This window comes from Dactylosporangium sp. NPDC000521 (assembly GCF_042898305.1).
Lineage (GTDB): Bacteria > Actinomycetota > Actinomycetes > Mycobacteriales > Micromonosporaceae > Dactylosporangium.
In genome coordinates this window covers 397,701-421,682 of the sequence record NZ_JBIAYW010000001.1, presented here as the reverse complement: position 1 = coordinate 421,682, position 23,982 = coordinate 397,701, and the positions used below count along the sequence as shown (strand labels likewise).

Sequence of the window (23,982 nt, the reverse complement as noted above, 5' to 3'; positions counted from 1 at the left end):
ATCCCTCCACGCAGCTTACTGGCCAGGATAGGCGTAGTCGAACCACTCGAACCGGACGGTGCCGTCGACGCAGTACATGCCGATGACCCGCCCGGTGAAGCCGCCGGCGACCTCGGTGGACAGGTAGCGGCCGTCGAGCGTGGCGAGGGCCGTGAACGTCCCGGCGGGCGATCCGATGCCGAACTCCAGCGCGTCGGGTCCTTGGCGGGGGTCCCAGGTGGGCGGCGCGGGCGTCACGTCGACCCCGAGCACGACGAACCCGGCCGGCACCGGCGCGGAAGCCACCACGGTACGCAGCGGACCGATGCGGGCCAGCACGGTCGCCGTACCGGCGAAGACCTCGATCTCGTAGTGGTGGTCCTCGTCGAGCCGGACCACGAGACCCCCGCGCCCCGACCCGGGGTCGATCAGCGTCCGGACCTGGCACGCGAGGTGCTGCTGGCGCCGGCCGACCAGCGTGACGTCCAGGTCGTCCAGCGACCCGCCGGCCGCCCGCAGCGTCAGCCCGCCGGACCCGTCCGCGGCGAGCGCGGGCGGCCGACGCAGCGACACCCACCGCGGATGCAGCGCAGCGGATGAGAAGTCGTCCCGGACGGGGTCCGGGGCGACGGGGTGCAGCGGCCAGCCCACCTCGGGCAGGTCCAGGGTCAGCGGCCCGGCGACCGGCCAGCCGTCGACCCACCGGACCGGCGCGAGGAACGTCTCCCGGCCGATGACATGCCATCCGGGTGTGCCGCCGCCCGGCCGGACCCCGAGCAGCACCATCCACCACGAGCCGTCGGGCGCCTGCACCAGGTCGGCGTGGCCGGTGTTCTGGATCGGGTGGTCGGTCCCGCGGTGTGTCAGAATCGGGTTGTCCGGGCAGGGTTCGAACGGCCCGGACGGCGACGGCCCCCGGGCGATCGACACGGCGTGGCAGCGCTCGGTGCCGCCCTCGGCGATTACCAGATACCAGTAATCAGCAATTCGGTAAAGGTGCGGCGCCTCAGGTGCCTTCGCTCCCGGCGTGCCCGACCAAATCCGTCGCGGCGCACCGGAGTCCCCGGTGAGCGGATCGAGCTGCATCTGCGACACGCCGGCCACGGTGCAGTAGCACGTACCGTCGGTGTCCCACACGAGGTCCGGGTCGATGCCGGCGACGTCCGGCAGCGGCACGGGCTCCGACCAGGGACCGGCCGGGTCGGTGGCGGTGAAGAGCTGGTTGCCGCCGGCGCTGACGTTCGTGACGACGAGCCAGAACCGGCCGTCGTGGTGGCGCAGTGTCGGCGCGTAGATGCCGCCTGACGACCGGGTGCCCGGCGGCAGCCGCAGCTGGCTGGGCCGGTCCAGGGCGTTGCCGATCTGCGTCCAGTGCACGAGGTCACGGCTGCGCAGGATCGGCACGCCCGGGAAGTACTCGAAACTGGAGCAGGCGAGGTAGTAGTCGTCGCCGGCCCGGCAGACGCTCGGGTCCGGGTAGAACCCGGCGACGACGGGGTTTGTCGGTGTGCTCAATGCTTCAGCCTTTGATCGCGCCGGTCAGCGTGCCTGTGGCGAAGTGCCGCTGGACGAAGGGGTGGACGACGAGGATCGGGATCAGGGTGATGGTGACGACCGCCATCTGCAGCGACAGCGGCGCCAGGGCCTGGTGCCCGGCGAGCTGGCCGCCGGTGATGCCGGCGCCCGGGGTCGGGTTGCCGAGGAGGGTGTACGTGTAGACGATCATCTGCAGCGGCCACTTGGAGTCGTCCGGCAGGTACAGCAGCGCGTCGAAGAACGAGTTCCAGTAGCCGACCGCGTAGAACAGCGTGATCACGGCGACGACCGCGCGGGAGACGGGCAGCACGATCGACCACAGGGTCCGCCAGTCGCCGGCGCCGTCGACGCGGGCGGAGTCGATCAGGTCCTGGGCGGTGTTCATGAAGAAGCCGCGCATCACGATGATGTTGAACACGGACACGGCGCTGGGCAGGATCAGCGCCCAGTAGCTGTCGTAGCCGCCGAGCGCGGACACGACGATGAACGTGGGCGGCCCCGCCGACGCCGGGCACGCCCGGGATGTCGGCGGTGACGGCCCTGCTCGGGAGGTGGTCGGGCAGGGCTTTCCTGAGGGCTTCGGCGCCGGTCGTGCCGGGGCCGCCGTTCTTGCCGCCTCCGCCGCCGCACGCGGTCAGGGGCGGGACGGCGACCGCGGCCGCGAGCAGCCGGCGCCGGGTGATATCGTGTCTCATGGTGCGACCACCTCCTCTGTGGTGTGTGCCGCCTCAGCCGATGGCGCAGGTGGTGCCGTTGAGGGTGAAGGTGCCCGGGTCGGCGTCGCCGGTGGTCCAGGTGCCCTGGAAGCCGAACGAGGTGCTGCCACCGGCCGGGATGGTGGCGTTGCAGGACAGGTTCCTGGCGGTCACGGCGTTGCCGGTCTGCGTCACCGTCGCGTTCCAGGCGTTGGCGGTGATGATCGGCTGCGCGCCGGCGGCGTGCGCCATCGCGACGAACGGGTCGAACTCGGTGTTGCCCGCCACGTAGCCGCCGCCCTCGACGGGGTGCGTCTGCCAGTGGTACCCGTCGCCGTAGCCACCGCCCGGGTAGCGGACGAGCTTGACGCTCGCGTCGCGCAGCAGGCCGGTCGTCGCGGCGTCGTTCATCCGGCCGTCCCAGACCGCGGCAGTCAGCCCAGAGGCTCTTCGCATGGCAGCTCCATTGGGGGCGAAATGCCTGGAAACTTTCTTCCATACGCTTCGATACTTCCGGCGCGGAGCGTAGGAGCGACCGTGAAACCGGTCAATGTTCTGCCGTTTCGTTCGCCCACCCTGGCGGCGTTCGCGCAGGTGGCGGACTTCGATAGCGATCGACGTCCTGATGGAAAGTTTCAAGGCGTTGACAGCGGGCATCCGGCGGGGGTCTATTATTCGACTGAACGTTCGGTTAGTTCTCGTCGCTCGAGGAGAGCCGCATGCCCACTCCCCTGCTCCGGAGCCACGTCCTCGGCGCCTGGCACACCGCCGACGACGACGGCAAGCCCGTCCACGACGCGGTCACCGGCGAGGAGATCGCGCGGGTCTCGTCCAGCGGCGTCGACTTCGCCGCCGCCCTCGACCACGGCCGGCGCACCGGCGGCCCGGCGCTGCGGGAGCTCACCTTCCACCAGCGCGCCGCGCTGCTCAAGGCGCTCGGCCTGCACATCCGCGAGCAGCGGGAGCGGCTTTACGCCGTGTCCGCCAGGACCGGGGCGACACTCGGCGACTCCAAGTTCGACATCGACGGCGGCATGGGCGTCCTGCTGTCCTACGCCAGCAAGGCCAAGCGCGAGCTGCCCAACGACACGGTGTACGTCGACGGGCCCGTCGAGCCACTCGGGAAGGGCGGCACGTTCCTCGGCCAGCACGTCTGCGTGCCGCTGCGCGGCGTCGCGGTGCAGATCAACGCGTTCAACTTCCCGGTCTGGGGGCCACTGGAGAAGTTCGCACCGGCGTTCCTCGCCGGCGTCCCCACCATCGTCAAGCCGGCCACGCCGACCGCGTTCCTCACCGCCGAGCTCATCGAGGTCATCGTCGAGTCCGGCATCCTGCCCGCCGGCGCCCTGCAGTTCGTCGCCGGCGGCCTCGGCGACACGTTCGACCACCTCACCGGCCAGGACCTCGTCTCCTTCACCGGTTCGGCGTCGACCGCGCAGCTGCTGCGCACCCACTCCGCGCTGGTCCGCAACGCCGTCCGGTTCAACGCCGAGGCCGACTCGCTCAACCTGTCGGCGCTCGGCCCCGACGCCGTCCCCGGCACGCCCGAGTTCGACCTGTTCGTCAAGGCGCTCGTCGCCGAGATGACCGTGAAGGCCGGCCAGAAGTGCACCGCGATCCGGCGGGCCTTCGTGCCTTCAGGGCTCGTCGAGGCCGTGGTCGAGGCGGCGACCGCCCGGCTCGCCAAGACAGTGGTCGGCAATCCGGCCGCGGAAGGTGTACGGATGGGCGCCCTCGCCAGCATCGACCAGCGCGACGAGGTCCGGCGCAGCGTCGGGGCACTCACCGGTGCCGGCCGGATCGTGTACGGCGACCCGGAGAAGGTCGACGTGCTCGACGCCGACCCGCAGCGCGGCGCCTTCCTGTCCCCGATCCTCCTCGTCGGCGACCCCGACCGGGCCGAGCCACACGAGGTCGAGGCGTTCGGCCCCGTCGCCACCGTCATGCCCTACGACACCACCGACCAGCTCGTCGACTACGCCGCCCGCGGCCAGGGCAGCCTCGCCGGCTCGGTCGTCACCGCCGACACCGCGTTCGCCCGCGACGTCGTCCTCGGCGTCGCACCCTGGCACGGCCGGCTGCTGATCCTCAACGACCGCGACGCCAAGGAGTCCACCGGCCACGGCTCGCCGCTGCCGATGCTCGTCCACGGCGGCCCCGGCCGCGCCGGCGGCGGCGAGGAGATGGGCGGCATCCGCGGCGTCCTGCACCACATGCAGCGCACCGCCGTCCAGGCCGACCCCGACACGCTCGCCGCGGTCACCGGCCGCTGGGTCGCCGGCGCGCAGCGGCGCGTCGACGACATCCACCCGTTCCGCAAGAACCTCGCCGAGCTGCGCCCCGGCGACACCATCGTCGCCGGCCCGCGCCGGGTCACGCAGGAGGACGTGGAGCACTTCGCCGAGTTCACCGGGGACACGTTCTACGCCCACATGGACGCCGAGGCCGCCGCCGCCAACCCGCTCTTCGGTGAGCGGGTCGCGCACGGGTACCTCGTCGTAAGCCTCGCCGCCGGCCTCTTCGTCGACCCCGACCCGGGCCCGGTCCTGGCGAACTTCGGCGTCGACTCGCTGCGCTTCCTGTCCCCCGTCAAGTTCGGCGACGAGCTCACCGTGACGCTCACCTGCAAGCAGATCACCCCGCGGGAGTCCGCCGACTACGGCGAGGTCCGCTGGGACGCCGACGTCACCCGCCAGGACGGCGAATCCGTGGCGAAGTACGACGTGCTGACCCTGGTCGCGAAGCCCGCCGGGTGAGCGCCCAGCCGGGCGCCTCGGGCGACACGAGCGGCGCCGTCGAGGTCGGGCAGCGCCCCGGCCGCGGCCGCCCTCCCAGATTTAGCCGCGACGAGCTGCTCGCGAGGGTCGTCGCCGAGTTCAACGAGCGCGGCTACGAGGCCACCTCGATGGAGGACCTCGCCCGCGCGACCGGCCTGAACAAGTCGTCCTTCTACCACCACTTCACCGGCAAGGAAGAGCTGCTGGGCCTCGGCGTCGGCCGTGCCCTCGACGCCCTCACCGCGGTGCTCGCCGAGCCCGCGTCGCTCTCCGGCCGCCCGGCGCAGCGCCTCGAACACGTGCTGCGCCGTACCGCCGAGGTCCTCCTGGCCGAGCTGCCCTGCGTCACCCTGCTGCTGCGCGTCCGCGGCAACACGACCGTCGAGCGCGACGCCCTCCGCCGCCGCCGCGACCTCGACACCCGCGTCGCCGCCATGGTCCGCGCCGCCGCCGACGCCGGCGAGATCCGCGCCGACATCGACCCCCGCCTCGCCACCCGCCTCCTCTTCGGCATGGTCAACTCCATCACCGAGTGGTACCGCCCCGACCCTTCCCGCCCATCCCCCACTTCAGACATCGTGTCCGCCGTCGTCACCCTCACCATGCACGGCCTCTCCACCCACCCCACCACCTGAGCCGCGCTGCCGTTCCGGCGAGGCCCGCAGCCTGGCCACCACCGCACTGAACATGTCCCAGCCGTCGCAAATGGCGTGTGTGGGGATCGGCCGGCCGCCAGCCCCGGTCGAGCGCTTCGTCCAGCAGCGCCCGCGCCACGCCGGACCGGTGCAGGTTCAGGTAGTCGTCGCCGTAGACCACCCCGCCCGAGTGCAGGACACCATCCGGCACCAGCCGCCGCTCGATCACGTCGTCGAGCGCCTGGCCCGCCTCGACGGGCTGCCCGGCCACCGGTAGCCGCAGCGTAGGCGGTACGACGGACAAGGCGCTGAGATGTCACAAATAGCTCCCTTGTGGACGGTGGTCGACGTCGCACGGTGTCCCCACGGCGCCGTTGGCGGCGGCCGTGGGGCAGGCACGACAGGCCGTCCGGGTGATGAACGGTGAACGGTGGAGATCGACCAGGGGTGTGGCAACGGAACCGGGGGTTCCACAGTGGACGGTCACGCCGCGGACGGTGGCGGCTCGATGACCCGGCTCGTCGCGACGGCGCCGCCCACGCCGACCGCGTGGCCGGCGCATCCCGGGTGGTGGCGATGGATTCTCTCGTACACCGGACTGATGCCGCACGCAGCTTCGGCGCCGACGAGACGGTGACGGCCGGCACCGCGGACCGCCTGGACGGCGCCGGCCACGACCCGGCGGCGGCCCACTGCCTGCCATGCCCATGAGCAGGCACGACGCCGATCCGTCGTGGCCGTGGCGGCGGCGGGCCGGCAACGACTTGCTAAACTTCGCACAAGGGCGGACGGGCGCAGGTCCCGGACGCCGGTGAAGGGGGTGGGTGTGGCAAGCCCGCCGCTGTACCAGCTGAAGGCCGAGTTCTTCAAGACGCTGGCGCACCCCGCCCGCATCAGGGTGCTGGAGCTGCTCAGCGAACGGGAGCACGCCGTCTCGGAGATGCTGCCCGAGGTCGGAATCGAGCCGGCCCACCTGTCGCAGCAGCTGGCCATCCTGCGACGGGCGAACCTTGTCGTGTCACGCAAGGAAGGCTCGGCGGTCTTCTACGCGCTCACCAGCCCGGACGTCGCTGAGCTGCTCGCCGTGGCGCGGAAGATCCTGACCGGCGTCCTGTCGGGGCAGGCCGGACTGCTGGCGGACCTCCGCGCGTCCGCCTCACCATCCTCATCGGCCTCGAAGCCGGTCTCGACGAAGTAGCGCCGGCCCGCCGTCCGGCTACCACGCGGCGCGGTTGCGGGGCGCAGTCCGCGCCCGTGGCGGCCCGGCGGACAGGACGTACAGCCGGTCGGCGATGCCGCGGGTCAGGTCGGCGCGGGCGTCCGCGTGGCACATCCCGACGGCGGCGTGCACGGCGCTGATCAGCATCGGCCCGTCTTCCTCCCAGAGCGGCGCCGACCGCACGACGTGCCGGGCGGCCGCGCCCAGCCGGGTGTCGAGGGCCTTGGGGTGCGCCGCCGGGTCACGCACCGCGCTCAGCAGTGCGCCGGTCACGGCGAGGTAGGCGGCCCATGCCGCCCGCCGGGCCGCCGGGCTCGTGTGCGTCGCCGGTTCCGCGCCGACCGGCTGGTGGTGCCGAGGCTCCTGCCCGCCGGTCCTGATGGGTGGCCCGTTCAAGCCGGTGCTCACGGGGCGCTCTTCGGGTGATCCAGCGGGGCGTCCATCCATCCTCCAGCTTCCGGGCTGAGCAATTGAACATCTTTGCAAGTGGTTGACGGCGAACGTGGCAGGCGGTGTGGCCAGTACCACTGCTGGACCGGCGCCGGCCACCGGGTGCTGCTCGCGGGGGTGTGACAACACGGCCAGGTCGGTTGACGACTTTACGATATTAGCAACTGCTAAACTTGGCGCGGGTGAGGCGAAGGGGTCGGCGATGCCGGAAGAAGTTACGGGCCGACAGTCCGGGGCGGCCCGGTCGGCCGTCGCGCGGTTGACCGGGCTGCTGCCGCAGCGGTCGGACTGGGACGCGGTGCGTCGCAGCCCGCGGGCCGATCTGGTCGCGGGGCTCACGGTGGCCGTGGTCGCGCTGCCACTGGCGCTCGCGTTCGGCGTCACCTCCGGGCTCGGCGCGCAGGCCGGGCTGGTCACCGCCGTGGTGGCGGGCGCGGTCGCCGCGGTCTTCGGGGGGTCCAACCTGCAGGTGTCCGGGCCGACCGGCGCGATGACCGTCGTGCTGGTGCCGGTGATCCAGCGGTTCGGCGCGTCCGGCGTGCTGATGGTCGGTGCGATGGCGGGCCTGGTGCTGCTCGGGCTGGCGGTGGCGCGCCTGGGCCGGTATGTGCGGTACCTGCCCACCCCGGTGGTCGAGGGGTTCACCGCCGGGATCGCGGTCGTGATCGCCCTGCAGCAGGTCCCGGCGGCGCTCGGGGTCACCGACGCGCACGGCGAGAAGGTGTGGGCGGTCGCCGGCGACGCGCTGGCACGGTTCGTCCGTCACCCCCATCCCGCTGCCGTCGCGGTGGCCGTCGGCGTCGCGGCCGTGCTGCTGCTCGGCGCGCGGTGGCGTCCGGGGCTGCCGTTCTCGCTGCTGGCGGTCGCGGCGGCGACCGGGCTGGCCGAGGCGGCGCCGATCGAGCTGACCCGCATCGGCGCGCTGCCCACCGGGTTTCCGGCGCCCTCGACGGCGTTCCTCGACCTTTCGGCCATCGGGACGCTGCTGCCGTCCGCGCTGGCCGTCGCGGCCCTGGCCGCGTTGGAGAGCCTGCTGTCGGCGACCGTGGCCGACGGGATGAGCGTCGGCGAGCGGCACGACCCGGACCGTGAACTGTTCGGCCAGGGGCTGGCGAACCTGGCCGCTCCGCTGTTCGGCGGCATCCCGGCGACCGCCGCGATCGCCCGGACGGCGGTCAACGTCCGTGCGGGTGCACGGTCGAAGCTGGCGTCGCTCACCCACGCGGTGGCCCTCGCCGCGATCGTCCTGGCCGCCGCACCGCTGGTGTCCCGGATCCCGCTCGCCGCCCTGGCCGGCGTGCTGCTGGCCACGACGGTGCGGATGGTCGAGGCCAGCGCCCTGGTCGCCCTGGCCCGGTCGACCCGTGGCGACGCCCTGGTGCTGGCCCTGACCTTCGCGGTGACGGTCGTGTTCGACCTCGTCATGGCCGTCGCGGTCGGCATCGGCGTGGCGGTCGTGCTCGCGCTGCGGGCGGTGGCCCGCACCGCCCGGCTGGAGCAGGTGCCGCTGGAGCCCGGTGACCACAGCGCCGAGGAGCATCAGCTGCTGTCGGAGCACATCGTCGCGTACCGTCTCGACGGCCCGCTGTTCTTCGCGGCCGCCCACCACTTCCTGATCGAGCTGTCCGAGGTCGCCGACGTGCGGGTGGTGATCCTGCGGATGTCACGGGTGTCGACCATCGACGCGACCGGCGCGCACGTGCTCGGCGACGCCATCACCCGGCTGCAGCGGCGCGGCATCACCGTGCTGATGTCGGGCATCGCGCCGGGCCACGACCAGGTGCTTGCCACGCTCGGGGTCGCCGAGCGGCTGCGCCGTGACGAGCTGATCTTCCCGGACACGCCAACCGCGATCAAGTACGCCCGCACCCACGTCATCGGCCCGGCCCTCGTCAGCGACGCCGGGCCAGGCCGAGCTCGACCGCCCGGTCGAGACGACGCTGCGCCTCCTCGACCGGCGTCGCGGTGGTGACGCACCCGTCGCAGAGCGGCAGTCGCTGCACCATGCCGGGGCGCCGGTGGTCAGCAGCAGCGCGGCCGCGTTCACCGCTGACCGTTCACACCGGCCTTCTCGTGGCCTCGTCCCCGGCGAGGAAGCACGACAGGAGTCGCCTGAAGTCGTGTGGGTGCTCGATCGCCGGTACGTGGCCGCATCGCCCGAACACGTGCAGCCGGACATCGGCCAGGTGTCCGAGCAGGGGCAGCGCGGCCGTCTCGATCGGGGTGACCCGGTCCTCGGCGCCGTGGACGAGCAGCACGGGCGCGCGGATCGCTGCCAGCGTCTGCGCCGGGAGGGCGAGCGCGTCGGCCCAGCGTGCTCTGGGTGGTGGGAACAGCGACGCGAACGCGGCCTCCCCCGCTCGCATCGCGGCGGCGCGGGCATCGACTGCCGGCTCGGTCACCAGCGCCTGGTCGAAGACGAGGCGACGCAACATGTCCCGCGCCCCGAGCGGGCCGGCGGGGGCGGCCCAGATCGCGTCGAGGTCGGCGGACAGCGGCGCCCCGGGGGCGCCCATCGTCGAGACCGCCACGACCCGGGTGACCTGCTGGGGACGCGCGGCCGCCAATGCCAGCGCCACGGCGCCGCCCATGGAGTGGCCCACCACGGCGTAGTGCTCGACACCGAGCGCGTCCATCAGGCCCGCGGCCTGCTCCGTCCACAGCCGGAGCCCGCCGCTGGCGCCCGCCGGGACCGGTGTACGGCCGAACCCCGCCTGGTCGGGAGCCACCAGGTGCCAGGATGTGCCCAGCGCCTGCGCCGTCGTTGCCCAGGCGCCGGACCCGGTCGTGCCGGGTCCGGAGCCGTGGAGCATCAGCACCGCGGGCCCCGTGCCGTCCTCCATGACGTGGACACCGGATCCGTCGACGGTGACGGTCCGAAGTGCCGTCACCGGGGCAGGCCAGGAGTGCTCATGCCGGGTCGGCGTTGACGGACTTCGCGAACAGCTCCATCATCGCCCGGCCGAACTGCGGCATGTCGGGCCAGCCGCGGCAGGAGACGAGGTTGCCGTCCACGACGTCGGGGGCGTCGATGACCGTCGCGCCCGCGTTCTCCATGTCACCGGTGATGGGCGGGAAGCATGCCGTCTTGCGGCCCTTCAGCAGCCCGTACACCGCCGGCACCTGCGCGCCGTGGCACACCAGCGCGATCGGGAGGTTCCGTGCGAAGAAGTGCTCGGTGATGCGCCTGACGTGGGCGTCGACCCGGATCCACTCGGGGGCGCGTCCGCCGGGGATGATCAGGGCGTCGTAGCGCTCGACGTCGACCTCGGACCAGGGCACGTCGACCGGCAGCTTCCGGCCGTTCTTCTCCACGTAGGCGTCGGAGTTGGGGTCGAACTCGTGGATGACCAGCTGCACGTCGCGCATCGTCCGTGACGAGACGTCAACGTCCCAGCCGCCCTCCTGCACGCGGTAGTAGGGGTACATGGTGTCGAGCTCTTCGGCGGCGTCGCCGGTCAGGAGCAGTGCTCTGGGCACCTGCTTCTCCTCGCATCTGGGGGACGGGTGAACCAATCCAATACGATCCGATCCGGTTGCGTCAGCATTCCTCGGGGCGGCCTGCCCGTCAAGCCTCCACCGCCATCCCGTCGAAGAGTCGTCGGAACCGATCGCCGGAGCGCAGGATGTGCCGGCGCATGGCGTAGGCGGCGGCGTCGGGGTCACGCGCGGCGACTGCGGCCACGATCGCTTCGTGCTCGGCCATCGCCAGGTGGGCGACCTGCATGTCGTGGTGCAGCCGGAACAGGTGCACGTGGGTGTGCAGGCGAGCGAGCGCTTCGCGGATGACCTGGTTCTCCGCGCTCAGGGCGATGAGATCGTGAAAGGCGGCGTCGCGCAGCCCGAAGGCGCCGTAGGCCATGGGCCCGACGCCCCGCTCCAGCTCCGCCATCTCCTCCAGCATGCTCCGCAGGCCGGCCACCTGCTCCGGGGATGCGCGCTCGGCGCATCTGCGCGCCGCCGCCGGCTCCAGGAGCAGGCGGATCTCGACCATGTCCTCGAACCGTTGCCGGGTGATCTGCGGGGGAATGCGGTATCCGGCATGCGGCACCCGCACGACCAGACCCTCGGCCTCCATCCTGTTCAGCGCGTCGCGGATCGGCGTCTGCGAGACCCCCAGCTCGCGCGCCAGGACGTCGATCGTGACGCGGGAGCCGGGCTCGATCCGTAGCGACATCAGCTGTCCGAGCAGCGTGTCGTACACCTCGTCGGCGAGCCGGCCGCGAGATCTTCCCGGCGGCATCGCGCCTGTCATGGCACCGTGGCCCCAGCCGAGCGTCGCTTCGTCGTCCATCGTGACGTGAGGTCCCCTTCGTGCGTCTTCGCGAGCCTGTTGACATCGATCGCAGAGCTGCTGCATGCTGACGGCCACTCAGATCGTATAGGAAAAGTGAGGATGCCAGTCATCCTGCACCCTCGCGGAACCGCCCGCCAGCACGCAACTTCGATCACCTGAGGCTCCACGAGCATGCTCGACGTCCCGCTCGGCCCGCCACCGGCACGCCGACCAAGGACCGAACGACATTCGAACTCGCGGCGTACCCGTGACGCCGGTCTGCGGTAAGGCCCTCGCGACGGGCCGGCAACACGCCTGGACACCCCGGCACCTGCTCGGCGAAGCACGCAGCAACGCTCCCGAAGTCCCCACCGAGAAAGCAGGCAGAGGATGCGGTACCCAAAGCGAACAGGACGACTGTCCGTTCCCGGCCGGAAGGCGCAGCTCGCGGCGGTGGCCTTACTGCTGGCCACGACCGTGGCGGCGTGCGGCGGCCAGGACGACGACGCGAAGGCGGGCGCCCCCAAGGCGCCGGCGAGCATCCCGGCGCTCACCCAGGACCCGCTGACCCTCAGCTTCATCTGGTTCGACTGGCCGCCCGCCCACGCACTGGAGGACTTCGCGAACGCGGAGTACAAGAAGGAACGGCCGAACGTCACCATCAAGGTCAACACCGTACCGAACGCAAACTGGCACGACGCGATGTTCACCCAGTTCGCCGCGCGCAAGACCGACTTCGACATCGCGATCCTGGACTCGCAACACATCGGCGAGGCCGTGACGAACGGCAACATCCTCGACATCACCGACTTCGTCAACAAGAACATCGACGTCAAGGCCTACAACCCGTACCTGCTGGCGGCCTACGGCCAGTTCCCCCAGGCGGAGACCGGCAAGCGCGACGAGAACGCCAGCCTGTACGGCCTGCCGCTGCTCGGCGACACGTGGACGATGATCTACCGCAAGGACCTCATCGGCGACAAGCCGCCGCAGACCTGGGACCAGATGATCTCGGCCGCCGAGAAGTGCCAGGCGGACAACCCCGGCGTCAGCGGGCTGGCGTTCCACCAGGCCAACGGCTCCGACGCCGCGGCCGTCACCTACAACACGGTCAACGGCGTCTACGGCGGCAACCTCTGGAACGCCAAGGACCGCAAGATCGACGGCGTCCTCAACGACCAGGCCGGGCAGGAGGCGATGGACGTCCTGGTCAACAAGATGAAGCCGTTGACCGCCAAGGGATCCGGCAACTGGTTCATCGACGAGGTGAACGCGTCGGTCGCCCAGGGCAAGGCCTGCATCGCGTTCCAGTGGATCGCCGCGAGCGGTGGCCTGCTCGACCCGAAGCAGTCGACGCTCGGCACCACGCGGGAGCAGATCCTCACCAAGCTCGGCTTCGCCACCCTGCCGGCGCAGAAGACGAACCTGGTGCCGCTCGGCGGCATGGGGATGCACATCTCGGCCTACTCCGCCAAGCCGAACCAGGCGGAGGCCCTGAACTTCATGAAGTGGTTCGAGCAGGCAGACATCCAGAAGAAGTGGGCCGCGGCCGGCGGCGTGCCGGCGCGCACGGACGCGCTGCAGTCGCCCGAGTTCCTCAACGCCTCGCCGTTCAACCAGGTGTACGCGGACTCGGTGCCGCGGATGCGGGACATGTGGAACGTGCCCGAGTACGCGCGCCTCGTCGACATCGAGAACACCAACGTGAACGCGGCGCTCAACGGCGCGAAGCAGCCGAAGGACGCGCTCAACGACATCGCCAAGGAGCAGCAGAAGGTGCTCGACTCGAGCAACCGCAAGGGCGGCGGCGGGCTGTGAGTGACCCCGTCCCGCTGAAGACCGACGACTCCGGGCAGGCGGCGTCCGCGACGGCGCCTGCCCTGGGCCGGCCCCGGCGCCGGCCGCGCCGGCTGAGCGACCGCGGGCTCGCCGTGGTCTTCACCGCCCCCGCGTTGCTGCTGCTGCTCGCCATGTCGGTGTTTCCGCTGCTGTGGACGCTGTACCTGTCGTTCACCGACTACTCGGCCACCCGCGGCGGGCCCGCCGAGTTCATCGGGTTCGGCAACTACACCGCCATCCTGACGTCGGCGCAGGTGCACCAGCGGACCCTGACGACGCTGATCTTCGTCGTCGGCGCGGTCGCCCTCCAGACCGTGCTCGGCTTCGCGATCGCCTACCTGATCTCCCGGCGCACCTGCGGCCGGGGGCTGCTGACCACGCTGTTCCTGGTGCCGATGATGCTGTCGCCGGTCGTGGTCGGGCTGTTCTGGCGGTTCATGCTCGACGCGCAGTTCGGCGTGGTCAACAGCATGCTCGGCTCGCTCGGCCTGGAGCAGGTGGAGTGGCTCACCCGGCAGCGCACGGCGCTGCTCTCCCTGATCGTGGTCGACACCTGGCAGTGGACGCCGTTCATCATGCTGATCGCGCTCGCGGGGCTCACCGCGGTCCCCAAGTACCTGTACGAGGCCGCCTCGATCGACCGGGCGTCCGAGTGGTTCCGGTTCCGCACCATCACGCTGCCGCTGGTGTGGCCGCTGCTGCTCATCGCCGTGCTGTTCCGGGCCATCGAGGCGTTCCGGCAGTTCGACCTCGTCTACATCCTCACCAGCGGAGGTCCGGGGGTGTCGACCGAGACGTTGTCGTTCCACGTCTACAAGGTCGCGTTCCTGGGCTTCAACACCGGAACCGCGTCGGCGTACGGGATCCTCATGGTCCTCGTCGTCATCGTCCTCACGCAGCTCTACCTGCGCTACCTGAACAAGCTCAAGGAGGACTGATGGCGATCTCCGTCGACGACGCCGTGTCCACCGGTCCGGTCCAGGACCACCCGCCGCCCACGCGCCGCTTCGGCGGCCGGGGCCGTGCCGTGGTGGAGGTCGTGCTGCTGGCCGCACTGGCCGTCGTCATGCTCTTCCCGGTGCTGTGGATGATCGAGACGTCGATCAAGCAGAACCGGGACGTCTACGCCGTGCCGGCCAAGTTCTTCGACTTCACCGTCACCATCGGCCATTTCAAGGACGTGTTCGTCTCCTCCGGCAACGGCCGCTCGGGCCTGTCGGCAGCGTTCCTCAACTCCGTCGTGGTCGCCGGGGTCTCCACGGTGCTGGCCACCGTGCTGGGTGTCCCGGCGGCCTGGGCTTACTCACGCTTCGCCATGAAGGCCAAGAAGGACCAGCTGTTCTTCATCCTGTCCACCCGCTTCATGCCGCCCGTGGTGGTCGTGATCCCGATCTTCCTCATGTACCGCCAGGTCGGGCTCATCAACACCCAGCTCGGCCTGATCCTCATCTACACCGCGTTCAACGTCCCGTTCACGATCTGGATGATGAAGGGGTTCGTCGACGAGGTCCCCGCCGAGTACGAGGACGCCGCCATGCTCGACGGCTACACCCGCCTGCAGGCGTTCCGGAAGTTCACCCTCCCCCTGCTCGTGCCCGGCATCGCCGCGACGGCGGTCTTCGCCCTCATCTTCTCCTGGAACGAGTTCGTGTTCGCCATCTTCCTCACCTCCAGCGACGACGTGCGGACCGCCCCGCCCGCCATCGCCGGCCTCATCGGGGGCACCACCGTGGACTGGGGTCTCGTGGCCGCCGCCTCCGTGGTGTTCGCCCTGCCGGTGCTCGTCTTCGCCTACCTGGTGCGCAAGCACCTCATCGCCGGCGTGACGCTCGGGGCGGTGCGACGCTGATGGCCGGCATCGAGGTGACCGCGCTGCACAAGCGCTACCCGGACGGGACGGTCGCGGTCGAGCACGTGGACCTGTCCATCGGCGACGGCGAGCTGTTCGTGATGCTCGGCCCTTCCGGCTGCGGCAAGACGACCACGCTGCGGGCCATCGCCGGCCTGGAGCGGCAGACGACCGGCGACATCCGCATCGGCAACACACTGGTCAACGACCTGCCGCCCGCCGAGCGCGACATCGCCATGGTGTTCCAGTTCTACGCGCTCTACCCGCATCTGCGGACCCGCGACAACCTGGCGTTCCCGCTGCGGGCCGAGGGACTGCCCGAGCCGGAGGTCCGCAAGCGGGTCGACGAGGCCGCCAGGCTGATGCGGCTCGGCCCGCTCATGGACCGGCGGCCGCGCCGGCTGTCCGGCGGGGAGCAGCAGCGCGTCGCGCTCGCTCGTGCCCTCGTACGGCGACCGCGCGCATTCCTCATGGACGAACCGCTCACCAACCTGGACGCGGAACTGCGAGCGGACATGCGCACGGAGATCAAACACCTGCAGGGGCAGCTCGGCACGACGATGGTCTACGTCACCCACGACCAGGTCGAGGCGATGTCGCTCGGTCACCGGATCGCCATCCTCAACAAGGGCCGCGTCGAGCAGATCGGCACACCGCTGGAGGTCTACGACCGTCCCGCGAGCCTGTTCTGCGCCGCGTTCATCGGCTCCCCGCCGATGAACCTCATCGAGGTGGAGGTGGCCGACGGGAAGCTGCGCAGCCAGGGCGGGCTCGACTTCGCGCCACCGCCGGGCATGCCGCGCGACCGCGGCCTCATCGCAGGCGTCCGGCCGGAGGCGCTCGAAGTCACCGCACCAGGGGCGGAACGTTCCGTCCCGGCCCGGGTCGTCGCGGCGGAAGGGCTGGGCGACGAGATCATCTACGTGATCGACCACGGCGGCCGGCGCGACGTCCGCGTCCGGATGCCACCGACGATCCGTTTCGCCGTTGACGCACCGGTCGGGCTGCGGCACTCCGGCGGCACCCCGACGGTCTACGACGTGAGCACGGAAGAGCTGGTGGCCTGATGGGAACCGTGGCAGTACACGGGCTGCGCAAGTCCTTCGGTGAGGTCCAGGCCCTGGACGGGGTGACACTGGACGTCCCCGACGGCTCGTTCTTCGTCGTGCTCGGGCCCTCCGGGGCAGGCAAGACGACCACCCTGCGAGCGATCGCCGGCCTGGACAAGCTCGACGCCGGATCGGTCCACCTGGACGGCAGGGACGCGACCGGCGACGAACCGGCCGCACGCGACCTGGCCATGGTCTTCCAGAGCTACGCCCTCTACCCACGGCACACGGTGTACGAGAACATCGCCTCACCGTTGCGGGCACGCCGCCAGACAGCCGGCGAGATCGCCGCCGCCGTCGAGCAGGTGGCGAAACTGCTGCACATCGAACGGCTGCTGCGGCGCCGTCCCGCTCAACTGTCCGGCGGCGAGATGCAGCGGGTCGCCCTCGCCCGGGCGCTGGTCCGCCGCCCCCGCGCGTTCCTCATGGACGAGCCGCTGACGAACCTCGACCTCAAGCTCCGCGTCGAGATGCGCACCGAGCTCACCCGCATCCACCGCAGCCTCGGGGCGACGTTCGTCTACGTGACCAACGACCAGGTCGAGGCCCTGTCCATGGCCGACCAGGTCGCGGTCCTCAAGGAGGGCACGGTGCAACAGGTCGGGACGCCGACCGAGGTGTACGAGCGGCCGGCCAACCAGTGGGTCGCGGGCTTCGTCGGGAGCCCCCGGATCAGCCTGCTCGCCTGCCACGCCGAGGGAGACCGCCTGGTCGGGGCGGCAGGCTGGACCCTGCCGCGGCCCCGCTGGACCACGGCCGAGGACGGTCGTCAGCTGTTGCTGGGCGTACGCGCCGAGGACCTGTCCGTCGAGCAGCGCGGGGACGCGTCACTGGAGGGTGAGCTCTACGGGCTCGAACCGCTCGGCGACCGGACCGTGGTCGACGTCCGGGTGGGGACGGAGATGCTCAAGGTCAAGGCCCGGCCCACCGTCACCGGCACGCCGGGCGAGCGGCTGCGCGTCACGGTCGACCTGGACCGTGCGCACCTGTTCGACGCCGACACCGGGCTGGCGCTGCCCGAGGCCGGCAGGTAGCCGCGTAGCGCCCCCGGCGGACCGTCACCGGTGTGCCGTTCCTCAACGCGCATGGCGCGACCTGCTGAGCTCACGCTGCCCATCACCACGAACGTCACAGGAGGCGACCCCCAATGCGTGACCCGATGGACGTCCTGGCCCCCGAGCACCGGCGGCTCCGGATCGGCGACGCCTGGCGCGACGCCGCCGGCGGAGCCACCTTCGCCGTCGAGGACCCGGCCACCGGCAAGACCATCGCCGAAGTGGCGGACGCCGGCGTCGCCGACGGGCTCGCCGCTCTGGACGCGGCGAGCACGGCGATGGCGCAGTGGGCGGCGACCCCGCCGCGAAAACGATCGGAGCTGCTGACCGCGACGTACCGGGCACTGACCGAACGATCCGAGGAGGTCGCCCGGCTGATCACGCTCGAGATGGGCAAGACGCTCGCCGAGGCCCGCGGGGAGGTGGCCTACGGCGCCGAGTTCTTCCGCTGGTTCGCCGAGGAGGCGGTACGCGTCGAGGGGCGCTACAACACCGCTCCGGTCGGCGGGTACCGCATCCTCACCGTGCCGAAGCCGGTCGGGCCGTGCGTCTTCGTGACGCCCTGGAACTTCCCGTTGGCCATGGGTGCCCGAAAGATCGCTCCCGCGCTGGCGGCGGGCTGCACGACGATCACCAAGCCGGCCGCCCAGACACCACTCACCATGCTGTTGCTGGCCCGCATCATGGAGGAGGTCGGCGTTCCCCCGGGCGTCGTCAACGTGGTCACCACCAAGCGTGCCGGCGCGGTCGTCTCAGCGCTGCTGGCAGACCGCCGGACCCGCAAACTCTCGTTCACCGGGTCGACCGAGGTCGGGCGCGTGCTGCTCCGCCAGGCGGCGGACAACGTGCTGCGCACCTCCATGGAACTGGGCGGCAACGCGGCCCTGATCGTGTGCGCCGACGCGGACCTGGACGTCGCAGTCGACGGCGCCATGGTGGCCAAGATGCGCAACATCGGGGAGTCCTGCATCGCCGCCAACCGGATCTACGTCGAGGAGCCGGTGCACGAGGAGTTCGCGGCGCGCTTCGCCGAGCGGATGGCCGCGCTCTCGGTGGGCCACGGCCTCGACGACGGCGTGGACGTCGGGGCGCTGATCGACGAGCCGTCGGTCACCAAGATCGACGAGCTCGTCGCCGACGCGGTCGACCGCGGCGCCCGCGTCCTGGTGGGCGGCGAGCGCCCGGACGGACCGGGCCACTTCTACCCGCCGACGGTCCTCGTCGACGTGCCCGACGACGCGCGGATGCTGCAGGCGGAGATCTTCGGCCCGGTGGCGCCGATCATGTCGTTCACGTCCGACGACGAGGTGCTGGCCAAGGCCAACGACACCGAGTACGGCCTGGTCGGATACGTCTTCACCCGGGACCTCCAACGGGCGCTGCGGTTCACCGAAGGGCTGCAGACGGGGATGCTCGGCATCAACCGTGGCCTGATCTCGGACCCGTCAGCTCCGTTCGGGGGCGTGAAGCAGTCCGGGATCGGCAAGGAGGGCTCGCACGAGGGCATCCGCGAGTACCTCGACGTCACCTACGCGGCGATCGACCTGCCGTGACCAGCTCGCCGCCCGCCCAGCACATCGCCGCCGACGTTCCAGAGAGGCCCTGACATGCTTGAGACCGTCCGCGGACCACGCCAGCTGATCGTGGGCGAAGGGGTCGCGCAGAACATCCCACGCGTGGTGGCCGAGTGCGGCTCCCGGGTCCTCGTCGTGACCGACCGGACTCTTCTGGGACAGCCGGGCGTCGCCGAGATCGTGGCCGCCGTACGGGAGAAGGCCAAGGCCGTCGCGGTGTTCGCCGACGCGACCCCGGACGTGCCACTCACCGACGTCGCCCTGGCCGTATCGGTCGCCGCGGAGGTGGACGCCGACGTCATCCTCGCCATCGGCGGCGGTACGGTGATCGACCTCGCCAAGATCGTCGGCGTCATCCGGCGCCACGGCGGCACACCACGCGACTTCTACGGCGAGTCGAAGGTGCCGGGGCCGACGATTCCTCTCGTCGCGGTCCCGACCACGTCAGGCACCGGCTCGGAGCTCACGCCGGTCTCGGTGCTGACCGACCCTGACCGCGCGCTGAAGGTGGGTGTCTCCAGCGTCCACATCGTGCCCGACTTCGCCATCGTGGACCCCGAACTCACCTACACCTGCCCCGCGACCGTCACCGCCCACTCCGGCATCGACGCGTTCTGCCACGCGGTGGAGAGCTTCACCGCGCGGCCCCGTGCCCACAGCCCGCGCGACCCGGTGGAGCAGGTCTTCCTCGGCCGCAACCCGGTCACCGACCACTACGCGCTGCTGGCCGCGGAGCGGATCGCCCGCAGCCTGCGCCGCGCCGTCAGGGACGGAGGCGACACGGACGCGCGCGCAGACATGTCCTACGGGTCCATGCTCGCCGGGATCGCCTTCTCCCACGCCGGCAACGCGGCCCCGCACGCATTCCAGTACCTCATCGGCGCGGCCACCCACACGCCGCACGGCCTGGGCGTCGGGCTGCTGCTGCCCTACGCGCTGGACGCGGCCAGGGACGCCATCGACGACCGGCTGACCATCCTCGCCGGCGTGTGCGGGCTCGACGTGACCGACGCCTCGGATGCCGAGGGCGCAGACGCGTTCCTCACCTGGCTCGACGGGCTCCTCGCCGACATCGGCATTCCTGCCACCTTGGCGGACATCGGGGTGGCACGCGCCGACCTCCCACGCTTCGCGGAGACGGCCGGCGGCATCACCCGCTTGATGCAGAACCACCCAGGCCCGACCGACACCGCCAGCCTCACCGCGATCCTCGAAGCGGCCTGGCTCGGGGACCGGACCCGTTGCAGGCGGCCACAGCGGCACCAGGCCGGTCCGGGACGCGATCATTGAAGCCGGACGGTTGATCGCATCCACTGATCGGTTGATCCGGTGGCTCACCGATCGACGTGTCGCGCGGTCGATCCGCTGCGGCGCGCGGCCGCGCAGGCTGGACGGCGTGGACATCATCACAGTCACCGATCTGCGGAAGCGGTACGGTGAGCGGGACGTGGTCGACGGCGTCTCGTTCGCCGTGCGGGAGGGTGAGATCTTCGGGATCCTCGGCCCGAACGGTGCGGGCAAGACCACCACGGTCGAGTGCATCGCCGGCCTGCGGCGGCCCGACGGCGGCACGATCAGCGTGCTGGGGCTGGACCCGCACCGCGACGGGGGCGAGCTGCGGCACCGGCTGGGCATGCAGCTGCAGGAGAGTCACCTGCCGGACCGGATCACCGTCGCCGAGGCGTTGCGGCTGTACTCGAGCTTCTACCGCGACCCGGCCGACTGGCGGGCGCTGCTGTCCGACCTGGGCCTGTCCGAGCAGCGGCGCACCCGGTTCGGCAAGCTCTCCGGCGGGCAGAAGCAGCGGGTGTCGATCGCGCTCGCGCTGGTCGGCAACCCGCGGGTGGCGGTGCTCGACGAGCTGACGACCGGCCTGGACCCGCAGGCGCGCCGCGACGCCTGGGAGGTGGTCGAGCAGGTCCGCTCGCGCGGCGTGACGGTCGTGCTCGTCACCCACTTCATGGACGAGGCGGAGCGGCTGTGCGACCGGGTGGCGCTCATCGACGCCGGCCGGGTTGTCGCGCTCGACTCCCCCGCCGGGCTGGTGTCCAGAGTGGACGCTCCGCAGCGGATGCGGTTCCGCCCGGCGAGCCCGCTGGACGACCGGCTGCTCACCGAGCTGCCCGAGGTCACCGGCGTGACCCGGCAGGGCACGCAGGTGATCGTGACCGGCACCGGCAACCTGGTGCACGCCGTGACCGCCGTGCTGGCGCGCAACCAGATCATCGCCGCCGACCTGCGGGTGGACCAGTCCGGTCTGGACGACGCATTCCTGGCGCTGACCGGGCGCCGGGCCGGGACGCAACCGGATGAGCGGGGAGCCTGAGGTGCCGGCACTGTACCGATTGGCCGTGGCGGAGCTGCGGTTGTTCCTGCGTGAACCGAGCGCCTACGTCTGGTGCACGGCCTTCCCCGTGGTGCTGCTCGTGGCGTTGGGTAACGTACCGCCGTTCCGCCGCCCGGATCCGGCGCTGGACGGTTTGCGGGTCATCGACCTGTACGTGCCGGTCATCGCGATCATGGGTCTGGCCGCCATGGCGCTGCTGGTGACGCCGCTGTTTCTCGGGCAGTACCGTGAGAAGGGCGTGCTGCGCCGGCTGGCCACGACGCCGATTGGCCCCGGGCGGGTGCTCGGCGCGCAGGTCGCGGTGCAGGCGTTGCTCGCCGTCGCCACGCTGCTGGTGCTGTACGCGGTGGCCGGTCTCGCCTTCGACGTGCACCCGCCGGGGCAGGTCCTCGGGCTCGTACTGGTACTCCTGCTCACCGCGGCGGCGATGTTCGGGCTGGGCCTGTTCGTCGGCGCGGTGGCGCCTTCCAGCCGCGCGGCGAGCGGCATCGGCACCGCGCTGTTCTTCCCGCTGATGTTCTTCGCCGGCCTGTGGGTGCCGCGCGAGGCGATGCCGGACGCGCTGGTCCGCGTCAGCGACTTCACCCCGCTCGGCGCGGCGGTGCAGGGGCTGCGCGACACCACGGACGGCGGCTGGCCGTCCGTCCAGGGCGTCGCGGTGCTGGCCGCGTACGCGGTGCTCACCGCGCTGCTCGCGATCCGGTGCTTCCGCTGGGACTGAATGTGCGGTGGGGTGGGGCCATGACGAGCGTGCCGGTCGAGCTGCCCGAGACTCCAGCGTCCCGGCTGCGCCTGCAGCGGCTGCTGGTGCCGCTGCCGTACATCCTGCTCGGCGTGTCGGCGGTGCTGGCCCTGCTGAGCCCCGGCCAGAGCGCGGGCGATCGGCTGGTCACCGTCGCCCTGGTCGCGGTGACCGCCGCCTGGGCGCTGGGCATGTACACCCTGCGCCCGCCGTCGTGGACGCAGCGGACCGGTCCGATGCTGCTGTACGTCGGCGTGCAGCTGGCCCTGGCGGCGGTGCTGATGTCCTGGCGACCGGCCTTCTTCGTCTTCGGCATCATCGGCCTCGTGCAGGCCTACGAGGTGCTGCCGCCGCGGTGGGCGTTCGTCAGCATCTTCCTGACCTCCTGCCTGGTCAACGTGCTGCCGGGCGGCGTGCCCGACACCGCGGAGTGGGCCACGATGGTGGTGCTGATCGTGGCCCTGCAGACGTTCCTCATCGGCTGGTTCGGCTACCTGGGGTACCGCTTCAGCGACGAGACCGAGCAGCGTCACCGGGCGGTGGCGCAGCTGCGGACCGCGCTCGCCGAGAACGCCGGCCTGCACGCGCAGCTGCTCGAGCAGGCCCGGGAGGCCGGCATCCACCACGAGCGGCAGCGGATGGCCCGCGAGATCCACGACACCCTCGCCCAGGGACTGACCGGCATCATCACGCAGCTGCAGGCCGCCGAGCGGGTACGCGACGATCCGCGGCTGTGGCGCCACCACGTCGACCAGGTCCACGCACTGGCCCGGGAGAGCCTGGCCGCGGCCCGCCGCTCGGTCGCCGCGCTCGGCCCGCGGGAGTTGGAGGACGCCCGGCTGCCCGACGCCCTGGCCGACCTCGCCGCACGGTGGTCCCGGACCTCCGGCGTGCCGGTACAGCTGGAGACCACCGGGGAGGCGCGCACCCTGCACACCGAGATCGAGGTCACGCTGTTCCGCGCCGCGCAGGAGGCGCTGGCCAACGTGGCCAAGCACGCCGGCGCCGGCCGGGTGGCCGTCACGCTGTCCTACCTGGACGACGTGGTGATGCTCGACGTACGCGACGACGGCGCCGGCTTCGATCCGGCGGCGGTACCGCCCGGCGGCGGCGCCGACGGCAGCGGCTTCGGCCTGCACGGCGTACGGCAGCGGGCGGAGCGCGTGCAGGGCACCCTCACCGTCGAGAGCGAGCCCGGCGACGGGACTACGCTCAACGTCACCGTGCCGGCGCTGACCCCGGAAACGAGGCCGACGTGACCCACCCCATCCGCCTGCTCATCGTCGACGACCATCCGATCGTGCGCGACGGGCTGCGGGGCGCGTTCACCGGCACCGCCGAGTTCGAGGTCGTCGGCGTCGCCGGCGACGGCGCCGCCGCGGTCGAGCGGGCCGTCGAACTGCGGCCCGACGTCGTGCTCATGGACCTGCGCATGCCGGTGGTGGACGGCGCCGAGGCGATCCGGCGGCTGCGACAGCGGGCACCGCAGGTGCGGGTACTGGTGCTCACCACATTCGACACCGACCACGACGTGCTGCCCGCGATCGAGGCCGGCGCCACCGGATACCTGTTGAAGGACGCCCCCGTGGAGGACCTGCTGCGCGCGGTGCGCTCAGCCGCACGGGGCGAGTCCGTGCTGGCGCCGGCAGTGGCCGGGCGGCTGATGAACCGGGTCCGCCGCCCGGTGTCAGGCACACTGAGCCAGCGCGAGCTGCAGGTGCTCAAGCTCATCGCCGACGGCGCCAGCAACCGCGAGGCGGCCGCCGGCCTGCTCATCAGCGAGGCGAGCATCAAGACCCACCTGCTGCACATCTACGACAAGCTGGGCGTACGGGACCGGGCCGGCGCGGTCGCCGAAGCGTTCCGCCGCGGCCTCGTCTCATAGTGTCGTGTGGGGCGC

23 protein-coding genes are annotated in these 23,982 nt (G+C 71.6%); 15 read left to right on the top strand and 8 right to left on the bottom strand.

The window, feature by feature from the left end:
• Window positions 1–15: 15 nt before the first annotated feature.
• The 3 genes from ACFY3L_RS01930 to ACFY3L_RS01920 form a co-directional block, all read right to left on the bottom strand.
• A complete protein-coding gene (locus ACFY3L_RS01930; protein ID WP_389317598.1) occupies window positions 16–1,494 on the bottom strand; it encodes a glycoside hydrolase family 43 protein in 1,479 nt (492 codons plus the stop codon).
• A 4-nt stretch (window positions 1,495–1,498) separates the two neighbouring features.
• Window positions 1,499–1,993, bottom strand: a complete 495-nt coding sequence (locus ACFY3L_RS01925) for a carbohydrate ABC transporter permease (protein ID WP_389317595.1) — start codon at window positions 1,991–1,993, stop codon at window positions 1,499–1,501.
• 250 nt (window positions 1,994–2,243) lie between these two features.
• On the bottom strand, window positions 2,244–2,666 hold the full coding sequence (locus tag ACFY3L_RS01920; RefSeq protein WP_389317592.1) for a cellulose binding domain-containing protein: 423 nt from the start codon (window positions 2,664–2,666) through the stop codon (window positions 2,244–2,246).
• Between the two features lie 263 nt (window positions 2,667–2,929).
• Here ACFY3L_RS01920 and paaZ point away from each other — a divergent pair, with 263 nt between their 5' ends.
• Complete coding sequence (paaZ, locus tag ACFY3L_RS01915; protein WP_389317589.1) at window positions 2,930–4,966, top strand: phenylacetic acid degradation bifunctional protein PaaZ; 2,037 nt, start codon at window positions 2,930–2,932, stop codon at window positions 4,964–4,966.
• Complete coding sequence (locus ACFY3L_RS01910; protein WP_389317586.1) at window positions 4,963–5,622, top strand: TetR family transcriptional regulator; 660 nt, start codon at window positions 4,963–4,965, stop codon at window positions 5,620–5,622. Before paaZ ends, ACFY3L_RS01910 begins: the two co-directional genes overlap by 4 nt.
• On the opposite strand, the gene ACFY3L_RS01905 is transcribed toward ACFY3L_RS01910, so the two are convergent.
• Window positions 5,585–5,893: a hypothetical protein gene (locus ACFY3L_RS01905; RefSeq protein WP_389317583.1), complete on the bottom strand. Its 309-nt coding sequence runs from the start codon at window positions 5,891–5,893 to the stop codon at window positions 5,585–5,587. The two genes, ACFY3L_RS01910 and ACFY3L_RS01905, sit on opposite strands and share 38 nt — an antisense overlap.
• A gap of 555 nt (window positions 5,894–6,448) precedes the next feature.
• Between ACFY3L_RS01905 and ACFY3L_RS01900 the strand changes: the two genes are divergently transcribed.
• Entirely contained in the window at window positions 6,449–6,820 is a 372-nt protein-coding gene (locus ACFY3L_RS01900) for an ArsR/SmtB family transcription factor (protein ID WP_389317580.1), read from the top strand.
• 18 nt (window positions 6,821–6,838) lie between these two features.
• On the opposite strand, the gene ACFY3L_RS01895 is transcribed toward ACFY3L_RS01900, so the two are convergent.
• Complete coding sequence (locus tag ACFY3L_RS01895) at window positions 6,839–7,249, bottom strand: hypothetical protein (protein WP_389317577.1); 411 nt, start codon at window positions 7,247–7,249, stop codon at window positions 6,839–6,841.
• 244 nt (window positions 7,250–7,493) lie between these two features.
• Between ACFY3L_RS01895 and ACFY3L_RS01890 the strand changes: the two genes are divergently transcribed.
• Window positions 7,494–9,263 (top strand): SulP family inorganic anion transporter, encoded by a 1,770-nt coding sequence (locus ACFY3L_RS01890; RefSeq protein ID WP_389317575.1) that lies wholly within the window; start codon window positions 7,494–7,496, stop codon window positions 9,261–9,263.
• Between the two features lie 85 nt (window positions 9,264–9,348).
• On the opposite strand, the gene ACFY3L_RS01885 is transcribed toward ACFY3L_RS01890, so the two are convergent.
• The 3 genes from ACFY3L_RS01885 to ACFY3L_RS01875 form a co-directional block, all read right to left on the bottom strand.
• Window positions 9,349–10,182, bottom strand: a complete 834-nt coding sequence (locus ACFY3L_RS01885) for an alpha/beta fold hydrolase (RefSeq protein ID WP_389317572.1) — start codon at window positions 10,180–10,182, stop codon at window positions 9,349–9,351.
• A 19-nt stretch (window positions 10,183–10,201) separates the two neighbouring features.
• Window positions 10,202–10,771: a DJ-1/PfpI family protein gene (locus ACFY3L_RS01880; protein ID WP_360570618.1), complete on the bottom strand. Its 570-nt coding sequence runs from the start codon at window positions 10,769–10,771 to the stop codon at window positions 10,202–10,204.
• Between the two features lie 88 nt (window positions 10,772–10,859).
• Window positions 10,860–11,663: a GntR family transcriptional regulator gene (locus tag ACFY3L_RS01875; RefSeq protein ID WP_389317569.1), complete on the bottom strand. Its 804-nt coding sequence runs from the start codon at window positions 11,661–11,663 to the stop codon at window positions 10,860–10,862.
• Between the two features lie 357 nt (window positions 11,664–12,020).
• Here ACFY3L_RS01875 and ACFY3L_RS01870 point away from each other — a divergent pair, with 357 nt between their 5' ends.
• The 11 genes from ACFY3L_RS01870 (at window position 12,021) to ACFY3L_RS01820 (ending at window position 23,967) form a co-directional block, all read left to right on the top strand.
• The gene (locus tag ACFY3L_RS01870; protein ID WP_389317566.1) at window positions 12,021–13,385 is read left to right on the top strand and encodes an extracellular solute-binding protein; all 1,365 of its coding nucleotides are present in this window, start codon (window positions 12,021–12,023) and stop codon (window positions 13,383–13,385) included.
• A complete protein-coding gene (locus ACFY3L_RS01865) occupies window positions 13,382–14,344 on the top strand; it encodes a carbohydrate ABC transporter permease (RefSeq protein WP_389317563.1) in 963 nt (320 codons plus the stop codon). Before ACFY3L_RS01870 ends, ACFY3L_RS01865 begins: the two co-directional genes overlap by 4 nt.
• Window positions 14,344–15,255: a carbohydrate ABC transporter permease gene (locus ACFY3L_RS01860; protein WP_389317560.1), complete on the top strand. Its 912-nt coding sequence runs from the start codon at window positions 14,344–14,346 to the stop codon at window positions 15,253–15,255. Before ACFY3L_RS01865 ends, ACFY3L_RS01860 begins: the two co-directional genes overlap by 1 nt.
• Window positions 15,255–16,322 carry an ABC transporter ATP-binding protein gene (locus ACFY3L_RS01855; RefSeq protein ID WP_389317557.1) on the top strand — a complete coding sequence of 356 codons (1,068 nt, stop codon included), beginning with the start codon at window positions 15,255–15,257 and terminating at the stop codon, window positions 16,320–16,322. The genes ACFY3L_RS01860 and ACFY3L_RS01855 overlap by 1 nt, the downstream gene beginning before the upstream one ends.
• Window positions 16,322–17,398: an ABC transporter ATP-binding protein gene (locus ACFY3L_RS01850; RefSeq protein ID WP_389317554.1), complete on the top strand. Its 1,077-nt coding sequence runs from the start codon at window positions 16,322–16,324 to the stop codon at window positions 17,396–17,398. Before ACFY3L_RS01855 ends, ACFY3L_RS01850 begins: the two co-directional genes overlap by 1 nt.
• 113 nt (window positions 17,399–17,511) lie before the next feature.
• Window positions 17,512–18,972 carry an NAD-dependent succinate-semialdehyde dehydrogenase gene (locus ACFY3L_RS01845; RefSeq protein WP_389317551.1) on the top strand — a complete coding sequence of 487 codons (1,461 nt, stop codon included), beginning with the start codon at window positions 17,512–17,514 and terminating at the stop codon, window positions 18,970–18,972.
• A gap of 54 nt (window positions 18,973–19,026) precedes the next feature.
• Window positions 19,027–20,283, top strand: coding sequence for an iron-containing alcohol dehydrogenase (locus ACFY3L_RS01840; protein ID WP_389317548.1), 1,257 nt, complete (start codon window positions 19,027–19,029; stop codon window positions 20,281–20,283).
• 106 nt (window positions 20,284–20,389) lie between these two features.
• Window positions 20,390–21,319 (top strand): ABC transporter ATP-binding protein, encoded by a 930-nt coding sequence (locus ACFY3L_RS01835; protein WP_389317545.1) that lies wholly within the window; start codon window positions 20,390–20,392, stop codon window positions 21,317–21,319.
• A gap of 1 nt (window position 21,320) precedes the next feature.
• Window positions 21,321–22,061 (top strand): ABC transporter permease, encoded by a 741-nt coding sequence (locus ACFY3L_RS01830; RefSeq protein WP_389317542.1) that lies wholly within the window; start codon window positions 21,321–21,323, stop codon window positions 22,059–22,061.
• Window positions 22,062–22,081: 20 nt separating this feature from the next.
• Window positions 22,082–23,341 carry a sensor histidine kinase gene (locus tag ACFY3L_RS01825; protein ID WP_389317539.1) on the top strand — a complete coding sequence of 420 codons (1,260 nt, stop codon included), beginning with the start codon at window positions 22,082–22,084 and terminating at the stop codon, window positions 23,339–23,341.
• Window positions 23,338–23,967, top strand: a complete 630-nt coding sequence (locus ACFY3L_RS01820; RefSeq protein WP_389317536.1) for a response regulator — start codon at window positions 23,338–23,340, stop codon at window positions 23,965–23,967. Before ACFY3L_RS01825 ends, ACFY3L_RS01820 begins: the two co-directional genes overlap by 4 nt.
• Window positions 23,968–23,982 lie beyond the last annotated feature (15 nt).